Origin of the sequence: Planktothricoides sp. SR001 (assembly GCF_001276715.1) — a bacterium.
Taxonomy (GTDB): Bacteria; Cyanobacteriota; Cyanobacteriia; order Cyanobacteriales; family Laspinemataceae; genus Planktothricoides; species Planktothricoides raciborskii.
In genome coordinates this window covers 25,202-38,325 of record NZ_LIUQ01000001.1, presented here as the reverse complement: position 1 = coordinate 38,325, position 13,124 = coordinate 25,202, and the positions used below count along the sequence as shown (strand labels likewise).

Below are 13,124 nucleotides of genomic sequence, written 5' to 3'. Positions count from 1 at the left end.
AGATGAATTTTGGCAAGTCAAGATTTGCTCAAAAAAAGCTGATAAGTGTGATTATATCTCGATGGTTGATTCAGATCAAGTAGAGTCCGGCATAATCTTAAAAAATCTTAAAAAATCTTAAAAAAAATCTGGCCAATGGGGAAAAATTACGCAAATATCCCGAAAATTACCGAAAATTACCGAAAATTACCGAAAATTACCGAAAATTACCGAAAATTTGTGCGATCGCCGATAAAATATTTCCGCAGTTTCTCTTGGCGTTGCTATTGATTAGGGGGATAAAATTTTTCCCAACCGACTAACTTTAGGGAATTCAGGGTTAGGGAAAAACCAGGCGATCGCACCTCGGAAAAATTCCTGAAAAATATTGCCCACCGTTATCGAGGGTTTCCCTCTTCCGGTAAGATAGACCCATACCAAAACAGGTAGATCGGGGAAAACACTTCTGAGGTATTCTCCAACTATCAGAAATTACCGGACCATCCAGATTAATGAGTCATAAAATTATTTGTACCGATCGCGCTCCGGCACCCGTCGGGCCTTACAATCAAGCAATTATGGCCAAAGGGCAGATGCTCTTCGTCGCCGGACAAATCCCCTTGGATCCACAAACCAATCAAATTGTTGGCGGTGACGATGTTCAGCAACAAACGGAACAAGTTATGGCCAATATCGAAGCTATTTTGAAAGCAGCGGGAGCGACTTGGCAAAATGTCGTCAAAACCACTGTTTTTTTAGCGGATATGAACGATTTTGCGGCGATGAATGCCATTTATGCCAGATATTTTGAGCCTGCCACGGCTCCAGCCCGGGCAGCGGTGGAAGTAGCTCGGTTGCCCAAAGATGTGCGGGTAGAAATTGAATGTATTGCCATGATTTCAGACTAAGAGGATAAATTTTCCGCTTTTGAGGGTGCATAATCCTGATCTATTTGCCCGATTAGAGTATTGAACTGCGGCATGATAATGCTGACCCTAAAAAGAGGCCGTTTCAGATCAATTCACTTGGAACTGAAAGCCCCCGATTGCCCCAGGGAACGAAAACCGCCCTTCAGTCCCTGGATCTTCCAGATTCAGGGAGAGTCTTAATTCGCGGGCGATCGATATCGTGCAAAAATAAGTCAATTCATTTGATTCAACCATGAATCAGCTTTTATGCTCTAATTTTGAATGAGAGATTGCCCAATTGTAATGAGGTATTTATGACCAGCCAACAGCCAATCAATAATCCGGTAACGCCGACACCCACGGTGTCCGTAGCTAGACCAAGCGCCAGCAGCATCCGCACGACGATTCTCAGTGTTGACTTAGGTCGCACCGCCACTAAATCTTGTGTCAGTCGGGATGCTAAAGATGTAGTCTTTATCCCCGCCAACGTCGCCAAGCTATCTTTAGAAAAAATTCGCGGCGGTGAGTTTGAATCTCGTCCTTCCGATCCTTTGTTGGATCTGTGGATCGAATATCAAGGACAAGGATATGCCTTTGGTCAACTAGCCGCTGACTTTGGCGCCAAACTGCGGGTCGGGGCTTCCAAGGTAGAAGACGCACTGGTGAAAACCTTAGCCTGTGCCTCTTATTTTGAAGTGAAAGATGATGTGGCGGTCGTGCTGGGTTTGCCTTTCATGTCCCAAGAAGAGTTTGAACGGGAAAAAGAACAAATTATCAGCCAACTGACCGGGACTCATCTGATGAAATATCGCGGTGAGGAAGTTTCCATCAATATTCGGAAGGTCTGGGTGATGCCCGAAGGATATGGCAGCTTGATTTGGTTGGAAGCGCAACAAAAATTAGACAAAAAGCTGGCTACTACGGACTTTTCCCGTTTGCCGGTGGCGATCGTGGATATTGGGCATCAAACCACTGACTGTTTAATGATTGACAATTTCCGCTTGGCTCGTGGGGTGTCTCAAAGTGAACCTTTTGGCATGAACGAGTTCTACAAACAAGTGGCCAAAGAAATTGAAGGGGCGGATCCCGAATCCTTGGCTTTGATTGATGCGGTGAACCGTCCCAAAGGGGAACGCTTCTTCCGACCCAGAGGTGCCACGAAGCCCGCTAACTTGGATGATTTTCTGCCCAACTTGAAAGAGCATTTTTCTCGCGATATGCGCGATCGCGTCTTAGCCTGGTTGCCAGAACGGGTGACAGATGTGGTGATGACTGGTGGGGGCGGGGAATTCTTCTGGAGTGACCTGGAAATTTTGTTTAAAGAAGCCAAACTCAAAGCCCATTTAACTCAGCCTTCCCGACAAGCGAATGCTTTGGGACAATATCTTTATGGAGAAGCTCAACTCGCGACATCATACACGCGCTCTAGTAGAGCCTAAATCTGATGAGACTGTGGTCAAATAAAAAAACTAAAAATGTTGAATTTACCGATGAGGCAGCAGACGAAACCTTATTAGCGGCTGTAGAAAATGAGTTAGTCAAACAACCCAATAAGACTTTCAGTGACTTGTGCAAAGAAGCACTCTGGCAGTTATTATATGTGCCGGAATCAGTTAGACCCGACTCCAATAAATTGAGTCAGTTGGAATCACAAATTACTCAACTTCAGGGTCAACTGGCTTCTCTGGAACAACGGATAGCCGCCAGAGAAGTCAGCCGAATCGATGCCTTAGAAAGTCATCTACAGCAACTCAGTCTTCAGGTTGGGCAGTTGGCCACAGCGATCGATAGTGGAGGCTTTACTGTTTCTGCCTCAAAGGTAATCCCGATTTCAGAAAAACCTGAGCCGTTGCCTCCACCCCAGGAGGTCGATCCTTTACTCAGTCGTCTGGGTGCGCTGTTAGATGATTTCTAACCTTGCCTGGAGTTTTTAGTCATGGCTCTAAACGGTAAATTCTTAGGATATTTTCAGTCTTGGGGATTAGATTTTAAGTCAAAATCATCTGTCGAAATCGGCAAATGATTTTGACTTTTTTTATGACTTTTTTTAGGAAATCTGAAATGATTAGACAAGAGTGCAAAATACCTGTTTAGATCCCCCCCAACCCCCCTTTTTAATTAAGGGGGGCTTTTGAGCTTGAGAAAGCATTCTTGTCTATTATGTAGGCATAAATTTGGTGTTAAGTTGCGCTACGGATAATTTAACCCGACTAAAAGTTGCGTCAATTTCCATGACTAAATTTTTGGCTTTTGCTAAGTTGTTTTCTTGAGAGATCATTTCTAATTCTTTGGCGATCGCTTCCAGGGTACAGACTCTAACATTGCCACTGGCACCTTTGAGTTGATGAGCATAAAATTTAACTTGAATGAAATCTTGCTGATCAATGGCTTTTTTCAGCAATTCAATATTATTCGACGCATCCAGGACAAACGCTTGCAATAGTTCATGGGCGAACTCGCGATCGCCCTGACAAGTATTTTCCAAAAGTTCGGCAAAATTGATCGGATTTTCGGCAACGGATTCAGGAGTGACACCATCGGGAGCATGAGATGGCAGCGGTAAATCTTCTAATAAATCTTCTAACGGTTCATTGACTAAATTTGGCGTCGGCAATGCAATAGCTGGGGGCTGATTATGTTTCCCAAAGACAGAACACCAGTAATCTAATATCGCGTTTAAATCGGGAATTTTTACGGGTTTAGTTAAATAATCATCCATGCCAGCCTTCATACATTTTTCCCGATCGCCCTTCATCGCATTAGCAGTCAATGCAATCACCACCGTATGGCGATCGCTCCCTTCTCGACGGCGAATTTCTTCAGTAGCTTGATAACCGTCCAGAACGGGCATTTGACAATCCATAAAAATTAAATCATAATCAGTCTGCGCCAGTCTTTCTAAAACTTCCTGGCCATTCACCACCGCATCCGCCTCATATCCTAACAACCTTAATTGATGTAAAGCGACTTTCCGGTTCGTATTATTATCTTCCGCAATTAAAATTTTTAATTCTCCGGTATTCTTCCCTTCCCCATTGCTGGAATCAACGACCAACTCAGAAACCCCACTTCTTGGAGAAACCGGGTTTTTTTCAGCATCGGCATCAACCGGCTTTGTCAGCGGTTGACTGCCAATTGTTTTTGCTTCGGAGTCTAAACAGGGTTCTAAACAGGGTTCTAAACAAAGGGCATCCGCTAACGTAGCCTCTTCAGCCTGTTCCTGTAAAGCCAGCAAACATTCTAACAAATCAGAATCTTTCACGGGCTTAATCAACAATCCAGCAAAACCAAAAGACTTTAAGTCCTCTAATTCTGTTAGAGGATCGGCGGTCAGAGCAATCAGTTGAGTCTTCGCCCAAGCGGGATTAATTCTAATAATTTCCGCTAAAGTTTTTCCTTCTAAAAATGAATGAGGATTCTTGACATTGTTGGAGAATTCGTCGATATCACAAGCTAAAGTTAGGTCAAGGATCGAGAAATCATAAGCGCGATCGCTTAAAGCCTCTTGTAAAGCTTTCAGGGCTGCCACACTGTCTTCAACTTCCATCACAGTCATGCCCCAAGATAAAGCCAACTCACGCAACAGTTTTCGAGTTGTCAAATCCACAGAAACAATTAACAAGCGATCGCCTTTCAACAGGTTAACTTGACCAGTGGGAAAGGGAATCATCAACCAAAAAGTTGAACCCACTCCCTCTTTGCTTTCTACATTAATTTCCCCGCCCATCAAATCTATCAGTTGTTTACAAATGGCTAACCCTAAACCAGTCCCCCCGTAATTTCGAGTTGTCGAAGCATCCACCTGGGAAAAAGATCGGAAAAGCTTATGAATATCCTTCTCAGGAATTCCGATGCCGGTATCCGTCACCTTAAACAGAACTTTCACCGGATTTAACAGAGGAGACAGAGAATGATCCTCAACGACTTCTACAGAAAGCCTCACTTCACCAGAGTCAGTAAATTTAATCGCATTGCCCATTAAATTCAGCAAAATTTGCCGCAGCCGACCGGGGTCGCCTAATAATATCTCTGGGACATTAGGCGCGATCTCTTTAATCACTGGTAGTCCCTTCTTATTCGCTTGGGTGGAAAGTAATTTCACCACATCATTGACACAACTTCTGACACTGAATTCCAAAATTTCTAGAGGCATTTCCCCGGCTTCAAGTTTGGAGAAATCCAGAATATCATTCAGAATAATTAATAAGTTTTCGGCACTGGCATGAATGGTTTGGACAAAATCCTGTTGTTCTGGGGATAATTCCATTCTTCCCAACACATCAGCCATACCCAAAATGCCATTCATCGGAGTTCTAATTTCGTGACTCATATTCGCGAGAAATTGACTCTTGGCCAAACTAGCAGATTCAGCCATTACTTTCGCTTCTTGAAGTTCTTTCTCTGACTTCTTGCGTTCGCTGATATCGATATTCGTGCCCACCATTCGCAGCGGTTGACCATCTTCGTCTCGTTCAACCACCTTAGCTCGTCCGAGAATCCAACACCAATCCCCGGTTTTTTTCCGCAACCGATGCTCTACTTCATAGATCGGCGTCTTACCGTCCAAATGCCTTTGCAGTTCTTCGCTAACTCGGTCTTGATCCTCTGGGTTAACCAATGGCGCCCAAGCGGAGATATCTTCAGGTAAATCTCCCGGTTGATATCCCAGCATTTCTAACCAACGAGGACTGAAATAACATTCTCCCGTAGCGACATTCCAGTCCCACAGACCATCTTCGGTACTATCTAAAGCCAGTCTTAAGCGTTCTTGACTAATCCGCAATTCTTGTTGCGCCCGGGCGCGATCGCTAATGTCATGGTAAACACTAATACTACCGATAATAGCATCAGTCTGTTCATCTTTAAGGGGAACCAAAATCGTTTCACAAATCACTTCCTGCCCTTGTTTATTATACAAGTGCATTTCAACCTGATATTTTTGGGGATATTCTTGGGGATATTCTTGGGGATATTCTTGGGGGTATTCTTGGGCTGAGTCTTGGCAAGAAATTGCTAATCCGAAATTTTCCAGAGTTTTGCCGAACACTTCTGCCTTACTATAACCAAACATTTTGCTGGCAGCAGGGTTCCAATCGGTAATTTGGCCTTTGAGATTAGAGATCGCAATTCCATCCTGAATACTCTCGAATGTCAGGGCTTGTCGTCGGAGAATCATTTCCGCTTTTTTCCGCTGGGCAATCTCCACCGCTAATTCTTGATTAATCTTAGAAAGTTCTTGGGTTCGCTCTTCAACTCGTTGTTCTAGGGTATCTTTGGCGCTTTGAATTTCATAGAATTTTCGCTCTAGGGTGACCCCCATTTCCTGAAAGTTTTGTAATAAAGAATAAATTTCAGTCACCAAAGAAGTAGGCCAGTGAATTGTTTCTTGTTCCAGAAGCTTATCCGGCAAATTAGTTGTGACTAGAGCCAAGCGAAGCAGGGGAGATACTAAGTTGCGACTGAGAATGGTTGCCAATACCACCGATAGTAAGGCGATCGCCATCATCAAACTTAAGTTTTTAATATATAAAATTTGTAAATTATTAATGTATAATTCCGCCGGTTTTCCTACATAAATTTTCCAAGGAATCTCTGGATCGATCTCAATAGCTTTCACATATACAGAGTTTTTCCACCGGGTCATGGGATTTTTGGTACTTCTGGGTAGCCAATGAAAAGTAATATAATTATTTGCTTGATGCATTTGACGAAGTTCTTGGCTGGGGTAAGCGGGAAAATCTTTCAAAACTTCAGCCTGACTCAAGCTACTACTGATGACCCGGTTTTTTCTATCCACCAGAGTCACTTCTATGTTCATTTCTTCGACTTTGGGATGAATTAATTGGTCGATTTCCTGGATAGAAAGGGCTGCATAAACCAAGCCAGCAAACTGATTTGCTTTGATAATCGGCACCGCGAGCCCCACATGAGGCGTTGGGGAAGTCGAATCAACATGAATCTCACTCAAAGCGGGTTGCAGATTAAGTTTTACTTGCTCAAAAATTGGCTCATTAGCAAGATTAAATCCGGTTTCTTGAGGAAACCGGGTTTCTATCTGAGGTGCCGATGCCAGAATCTGGCCAGAAGCATCGGTAATATATATTTCCAAGAATCCTGGAAATGCGTCTTTCATCTGTTTGGCACTATCTTGTAATTTTTCCAATGCTTCAAATTCTGATTGACCGACAATTTTTGCCAGTTGATTTACGGCATACTTATGTTGCTGATACCAAAAACTTACCTCCGATACTAACGCCGTCGATGATGTTTTTAGTTCTCTACTAATATCAAATTCAATTTCTTTAAATACTTGATTGGCATAAACAACCGTCAGTAATAAACATGGTAAAAACACCAAAGCAACGAATAAAATTAACAATGTTTCTTCAAGAAAAATTGTCTTTTTTTCTTTCTTATTACCCAGCAATTTTTTTATTGGTAAATAGTTGATAATTAAACTGGCAATAACCGCATTAAAAATCCCATTAGCAGACTGTTTCAGCACGACGAGTCCCGCTTGAATTGGAGCCATTTCTAATGGGCCAGAATAAAATATCCATACCAAGGGCATCCCGATCGCAAACCAATAAATTGCATCGAGAATCAGCAAGTTTTTGCTTCGGCGATTTAATGAAATGCCAAGAAACGCGGCTTCACCCACCAAAATCATGGCGGCGTAGGGATGATTCCAAAGGATGTAAGTATAACTGCCTGCGACGATTGAGGCGATCGTTCCCCAGGTCATGCCATAGAGAGAAACCACTAGGAGAACCGCAATGCTGCCAAAGATAAAATCGACCCCAAAAAAAAGAGACAAGCTTAAAGCATTGCCAACATACCCCGCGATCGTCAGAATGCCTAAACAGATATACAAACGATGTTTAACAATAAAATCAAGACAGTTTTTTATCGTTTTATACATTTTGATTCGACCGTCATTTTTTCAAGAAATTATCTAAATTATAACCTCTGGTAGCATCAGAAGAAACCGGGTTTATCTCAAAAACCCGGTTTCTGGGAGTTTCGCCGGAGTTACCCGGTTTCTTTTCTGCCCAGCCTAAAACTACTTTCCCTTTCGCAGCAAACCCCTTCTCTGCCGCCACTCATGGAGAGATTTACTCTGTTGCCTCAGTGTCTTCCTTTTCTCCTCTGGTAGAACCTGTTCCGGTTCCTCCGTAATTCGCCACCAGCAAGCAATGCAACCGGCACAGACTCCCGCGATCGCACCTAAAAACAAACTCAAAAGCGGATGATATCCTAGCCAAACAAAGGCAACAAAGAAGAATCCGCCTGTTTTAATTCCCGCATCAATACCAGCTTCTTGAGGAGAAACTTGTGACCCTCGATCACCATTATCCATGTTCATTCACCTAGAAACCCAGTTTCTTCGAGTAACCGGGCTTCTTTCTTCAAAGAAACCCGGTTTCTGACTTCCAAAACCAGCCCAAACTTGATTCGTTTTCATGGTTAAGCTGAAGTAAAAACCATCCGCAGACCGATCGCTATTAAAATCGCGATCGCTCACTTCCCCAAACACATAACCGACGGACACTCGTAAATCGGGAGTCACATAAAAGCCCAACTCTCCCACCCAGCCGAACTCATTATAATCCGCCTCTGGTTGGCGAATCCATCGCCCTTCCGCTGAAATATCCCAGCGATAAGCAAAGCGATAAGTAGCCCGGTACTTTGCCCGGTACTTTGCCCGGTACTTTGCCCGGTACTTTGCCCGGTACTTTGCCCGGTAGTTTGCCCGGTACTTTGCCAGCTACGATGTTGTGATTATTTTTTGGTGGTAGCGATCGCAACCATGCCATAAACGGGAATTTTATTTTGTTGGAGCACTCTTTGGGCTTCGCGACAGGTAGTGCCTGTGGTGTAAATGTCATCCAATAATAAGACCGGATTTTGAGGCGGGCGATCGCGAAAAGCCGCACCTAGCCCCATGGCTTGGTTGATTTCTTGCATTCGCTGTTCGAGCGATAAACCGTATAGGGCTTTGGTGGGGCGACTTCGGGTTAACCCTTGGGTTTGGCAGGGATAGCCGGTGATATCACAAAAGCTTTTAGCTAAGAGTTCCGCTTGGTTAAAGCCGCGTTCTTTTAAGCGTTGAGGGTCGGAGGGAATGGGTACGACGGTGAATTTTTTCCCATAGGATAGGGGGGATTTTAACCAGGCTTGTCCCAGCCATTTGCCCAGGGGTTTACTGAGTTCGGGACAGTTTTGCTCCTGAGATAATTTCATTTGGGCGATCGCTCGTTTCACCGTTCCCTGGTAAGCGCCCCAGACAAAGAGGGATGGCACTTCTTGCCGCCAAAAGCGATCGGGTTGGGCGAATTGATATTGCTGTAATTGGCGCTGGCAATATGCACAAATAATCTCTCTGGCGGGGCGATCGCACAGAACACAGTTGGGTTGAAACCATAAGTCTAAAATCGGTTTAAGCAGTCGATTCCAATTAGCCACAGCCACTTATTTTCCCGGAAAATTATCTTTTTAATTTTTAATTTGTGAATATTCAGAAATAAAATAACACATATTTTTTATAAAAAAAACTCATTTTTGCTTGATTGGATGTATTAAAAAATAATACATCTATTTTTTATTCATTTAAAAACATTATCTCTAATTTAACCTGCCTCGATCAATCATTTATTTTTGATGATCATCGTTAAAATTATAAGTGAATCTTATCTATTATTACCCAGTAATTGACTATGCCAAAAGATAATTTCTTGGTTTACTTTTTTATAAATCAAGGTTGTCACCCCCCTATTTCGGATGGGTAATCCGAGAAAACCTAGGACAAGGCAGGGTTTCCCACGGGGAACGCCCAGGCGGAGTGACAAATTTTGTTTACACTTTCAACTATCATACCATATCCACTTAAGTAATCTGTAAAATTACGGAAGATTTTTGGGAAATTTTTTGTAAATTTTTTGTTTTTGCGATATTTACACCTAAGTATTTTTGGCCTGATAATCCGATCATAAAGACAAGTAGATCGCTAGGGATTTAGCTAAGTAGTTTCTTGAACTAAAATGAGAGGTGGCAGCACCCTACGGATATTTCCAGGTTTCTAGACTCCGAGTTTTATCGGCTCATATGTGAGAAATCATCGAGGAGAAGGCAAACGGCTTGCAGTTCGCCAGAGCAAAAACTAGAAGGCAAACGGCTTACACAAAAAACTGATCGATAAAATACAAGGAGCCTACTAGATAAAAATACTGAGAAAAATTTGCTATATTCAAATTTGTCACTCTTGTTTAAAAAATCTAGGACAAATAAATTGCCACCCTTCCCAGGAGGGTTTTTTGTTGGTTGTTGTTGGGTAGGGATTCTTTGGGTAGGGATTCTTTGGGTAGGGATTCTTTGGGTAGGGATTCTTTGGTTGTTAATTCTCAATTAATAACCAGTTACCAATAAATTATAAACAATAACATAAAAATAATTTACGGCGGGGCTAAATCTGCCCTATTTTCTGCTCTATTTAAAGAGTAGGATGAGTGATAGAAAAAATAAGTGACTTTAAGTGTAACTGTGGATACCCTGTTGTACTGGATAGGTAAAATTCAGCCATCAGAACGATCGCTGGTGGGAGATCGGGCGTTTTATTTGAGTCAACAAGCCCAAGTTGGACGGGCGGTGATTCCGGGGTTTGCGATCGCCGCCCCAGCATTACGAGAATTTTTAGCCACTAATAAATGGTCAGAACCACTGATAGGGGAACTCCTCACCTCAATGCTGCATATTAATGTGGATAATGTACAGCAGTTAAAAGGATTGGCTTCACATATTCGCCAAGAACTTTGCGAGGCTGAGTTACCAGAAACATGGGTCGATACCTTAGAAGTTGCGGCAGATCAATTAAATTCACCTGTGTTAATCTTTCGTCCTTGTTTGGTTGAACGAGTGATATCTAGAGGTGCTGAATATACCCAGAATTTTTCTCAGATTTCTGGATTGCTAGAAAGTCGGGTTTGCCGGAATAACCGATATTCTTTGAGTCGAGTATGGAAAGAAACTTGGGCGGAATTATTTAGCGCTCGGAGTTTATTTTATTGGCAAAAGTCGGGAATTTGTTTACAACAGTTAGATTTGGCGATTTTGGTTCAGCCGGTATGGAATGCGATCGCCGCTGGCAGTTTGGAAACCCGATCGGATATTTGGGAGATTAAAGGAACTTGGGGGTTAGGAATGTCGATTCCTGCGGGGAAAACGGTTGCGGATTATTACCAAGTGAATCCCATCACGGGCAGAGTCCAACAACAAACTTTAGGCAATAAGCTGATTGCTTATCATGTTCCGGTGAATCAAATCCCACCAAAGAGTTTCATAGAATATGCGCTGGCCAAAAACAGCCATGACCACTCATCAGATTTGCCTTGGGAAATGGAGGTTTCGGTGGCTACGAATCTGGACTTTTGCCAATTTATTCAGCCGTTGATGCTGGATGAAGCACAACAGCAACAGTATGCCTTGCCAGAACCATTCCTCTCAGAGTTAATTGGGTTCACGGAAACTCTGGTTGCCGATTTGGGCGAGCGCGTAGTTTGGGAATGGATTGTTTGTCCAGGCCAAAAAATAGAAATTAACACGAGTGCTGATTTTAATTATCAGAAATGGCCTAGTCTGCAACTGTATTTAAGTCAAGTGATCAGCTGGGATAGCACACCAAAGCCCTACCCAAATAATGTCCCAAATAATGTCCCAAATAATTTGGCAGATCAAGGGGAAAATATACGGGATAATCTGGCAAATTTTAGTGAAAATCATCCTTGGTTGCTGGGAGTAGGGGCATCTCCTGGAGAAGCGATCGCCCCGGCATTTGTGATTAGTGATTACGGTCAACTGCCAACCACTATCCCGCCCAAAAGTATGATTGTCGCCAAAACAATAAATGTGGATGCGCTTTTTTGTTTAAAAGAAGCCGCTGGAGTGATTGCCGAACAGGGGGGAATGACTTCTCATGCGGCAATCCTAGCCAGAGAATTAGGTATTCCTGCGGTGGTTGGGGTCATCGGTGCCACCAAAAAAATTAGGTCGGGTCAATTGTTATTGATTAATGGAGATCGAGGGAAAGTTTTCCAGATGCAATCCCAAATTTCCGAAGTTAAAAAAACTCTTAATCAACTTCCCCAAAAAACACCTGTGTCTATGAATTCAGATCCTTATAGTCTGCCAATGAGTTTACCCAACAATCCTGTATATAATAATTATGCCTATAATAATTCTGGATCTAATTCTGCATATAACTCTGCCTATTTTGAAGCAATTGTCACTCAAATTATGGTAAATTTGAGTCAAGTAAAATCTCTGGAAAAAATCGACAATTTGCCGGTAGATGGCGTCGGATTGTTGCGTTCGGAACTGATGATTTTAGATATTGTTGGCCCGCAAAACCCGCAAAATTGGATCGAAGCGGGACATCAGCAAGAATTTATTGATTTAATGAGCGATGCAGTGACGAAAATTGCCCGATATTTTTTCCCCCGTCCAGTTTTTTATCGATCTTGCGATCTACGTGCCGATGAATATCTCGGACCGGAAGAAAGAAATCCAGCCCTGGGGGTACATGGAACATTTAGTTATTTGCTTGATTCCAGTTTATTTGAATTAGAATTAGCGGTACTGGATCGAGTGCAAAATGATGGTTACACTAATATTAATTTAATCTTGCCGTTTGTGCGAAGTGTTGAAGAGTTTGTCTTTTGCCGTCAAAAAGTGGAACAAACTGGACTGACTCGGGTGAATAGTTTTCAACTCTGGATTATGGCTGAAGTCCCTTCGGTATTATTTTTATTACAGGACTATGTTAAAGCGGGGGTTCAAGGGATTGCGATCGGCACGAATGATTTAACTCAGTTGTTACTAGGTTCAGACCGCAACCATCCCCAGTTTCAACATATCTTTGAAACCCCTCATCCGGCAGTGAAAGAAGCAATTCGGCAGTTAATTACTCTGACGAAATCGTTCAATATTCCTTGTTCTATTTGCGGTCAAGCGGTGGTGATGGATCCAAGATTTATCGATGATTTGGTGCGCTGGGGGGTGACGGGAATTTCGGTGGAACCGACTTCATTTGAAACGACTTATCGAGCGATCGCCCGTTCAGAAAAAAGACTGCTTTTAGAAGCAGCCCGTCGCGAATGATACTCTTTGAATTCTTAAGTATATTCTCAGATTATCCCCAGATGTGATCTATAGTTTATTTGCCCAGGGTTAGGGGTGATTGAT

At 42.8% G+C, this 13,124-nt stretch carries 10 protein-coding genes; 5 read left to right on the top strand and 5 right to left on the bottom strand.

The window, feature by feature from the left end; translation table 11 throughout:
• Positions 1-135: 135 nt before the first annotated feature.
• Together AM228_RS35875 and AM228_RS00170 are read left to right on the top strand one after the other, a co-directional pair.
• Positions 136-270: a hypothetical protein gene (locus AM228_RS35875; protein WP_255353120.1), complete on the top strand. Its 135-nt coding sequence runs from the start codon at positions 136-138 to the stop codon at positions 268-270.
• Between the two features lie 221 nt (positions 271-491).
• Positions 492-887: a RidA family protein gene (locus AM228_RS00170; RefSeq protein WP_054464068.1), complete on the top strand. Its 396-nt coding sequence runs from the start codon at positions 492-494 to the stop codon at positions 885-887.
• Between the two features lie 108 nt (positions 888-995).
• Here AM228_RS00170 and AM228_RS31485 read toward each other — a convergent pair whose 3' ends face one another.
• Positions 996-1,142: a hypothetical protein gene (locus tag AM228_RS31485; protein WP_156331423.1), complete on the bottom strand. Its 147-nt coding sequence runs from the start codon at positions 1,140-1,142 to the stop codon at positions 996-998.
• Positions 1,143-1,201: 59 nt separating this feature from the next.
• On the opposite strand from AM228_RS31485, the gene AM228_RS00165 reads away from it, so the two are divergent.
• A complete protein-coding gene (locus AM228_RS00165; RefSeq protein ID WP_156331422.1) occupies positions 1,202-2,326 on the top strand; it encodes a ParM/StbA family protein in 1,125 nt (374 codons plus the stop codon).
• A gap of 5 nt (positions 2,327-2,331) precedes the next feature.
• Positions 2,332-2,802, top strand: a complete 471-nt coding sequence (locus AM228_RS00160) for a hypothetical protein (protein WP_054464067.1) — start codon at positions 2,332-2,334, stop codon at positions 2,800-2,802.
• A gap of 243 nt (positions 2,803-3,045) precedes the next feature.
• Here the strand turns inward: AM228_RS00160 and AM228_RS00155 are convergent, their stop codons facing one another.
• From AM228_RS00155 to AM228_RS00140, 4 genes are all read right to left on the bottom strand, one after another.
• On the bottom strand, positions 3,046-7,809 hold the full coding sequence (locus tag AM228_RS00155) for a PAS domain S-box protein (protein WP_054464066.1): 4,764 nt from the start codon (positions 7,807-7,809) through the stop codon (positions 3,046-3,048).
• A 141-nt stretch (positions 7,810-7,950) separates the two neighbouring features.
• The gene (locus AM228_RS00150; protein WP_156331421.1) at positions 7,951-8,247 is read right to left on the bottom strand and encodes a hypothetical protein; all 297 of its coding nucleotides are present in this window, start codon (positions 8,245-8,247) and stop codon (positions 7,951-7,953) included.
• A 6-nt stretch (positions 8,248-8,253) separates the two neighbouring features.
• Positions 8,254-8,478: a hypothetical protein gene (locus AM228_RS00145; protein WP_054464064.1), complete on the bottom strand. Its 225-nt coding sequence runs from the start codon at positions 8,476-8,478 to the stop codon at positions 8,254-8,256.
• A gap of 191 nt (positions 8,479-8,669) precedes the next feature.
• Complete coding sequence (locus tag AM228_RS00140; protein WP_054464260.1) at positions 8,670-9,353, bottom strand: ComF family protein; 684 nt, start codon at positions 9,351-9,353, stop codon at positions 8,670-8,672.
• A gap of 1,056 nt (positions 9,354-10,409) precedes the next feature.
• Here AM228_RS00140 and AM228_RS00135 point away from each other — a divergent pair.
• Complete coding sequence (locus tag AM228_RS00135) at positions 10,410-13,040, top strand: putative PEP-binding protein (RefSeq protein WP_082348679.1); 2,631 nt, start codon at positions 10,410-10,412, stop codon at positions 13,038-13,040.
• The last annotated feature ends 84 nt before the right edge of the window (positions 13,041-13,124 follow it).

What these genes read in the sequence shown, in the direction of transcription:
- AM228_RS35875 (WP_255353120.1), top strand. Translation starts at nt 136, where the DNA reads ATGGGGAAAAATTACGCAAATATCCCGAAAATTACCGAAAATTACCGA.
- AM228_RS00170 (WP_054464068.1), top strand. Translation starts at nt 492, where the DNA reads ATGAGTCATAAAATTATTTGTACCGATCGCGCTCCGGCACCCGTCGGG.
- AM228_RS31485 (WP_156331423.1), bottom strand. Translation starts at nt 1,142, where the DNA reads ATGGTTGAATCAAATGAATTGACTTATTTTTGCACGATATCGATCGCC.
- AM228_RS00165 (WP_156331422.1), top strand. Translation starts at nt 1,202, where the DNA reads ATGACCAGCCAACAGCCAATCAATAATCCGGTAACGCCGACACCCACG.
- AM228_RS00160 (WP_054464067.1), top strand. Translation starts at nt 2,332, where the DNA reads ATGAGACTGTGGTCAAATAAAAAAACTAAAAATGTTGAATTTACCGAT.
- AM228_RS00155 (WP_054464066.1), bottom strand. Translation starts at nt 7,809, where the DNA reads ATGTATAAAACGATAAAAAACTGTCTTGATTTTATTGTTAAACATCGT.
- AM228_RS00150 (WP_156331421.1), bottom strand. Translation starts at nt 8,247, where the DNA reads ATGGATAATGGTGATCGAGGGTCACAAGTTTCTCCTCAAGAAGCTGGT.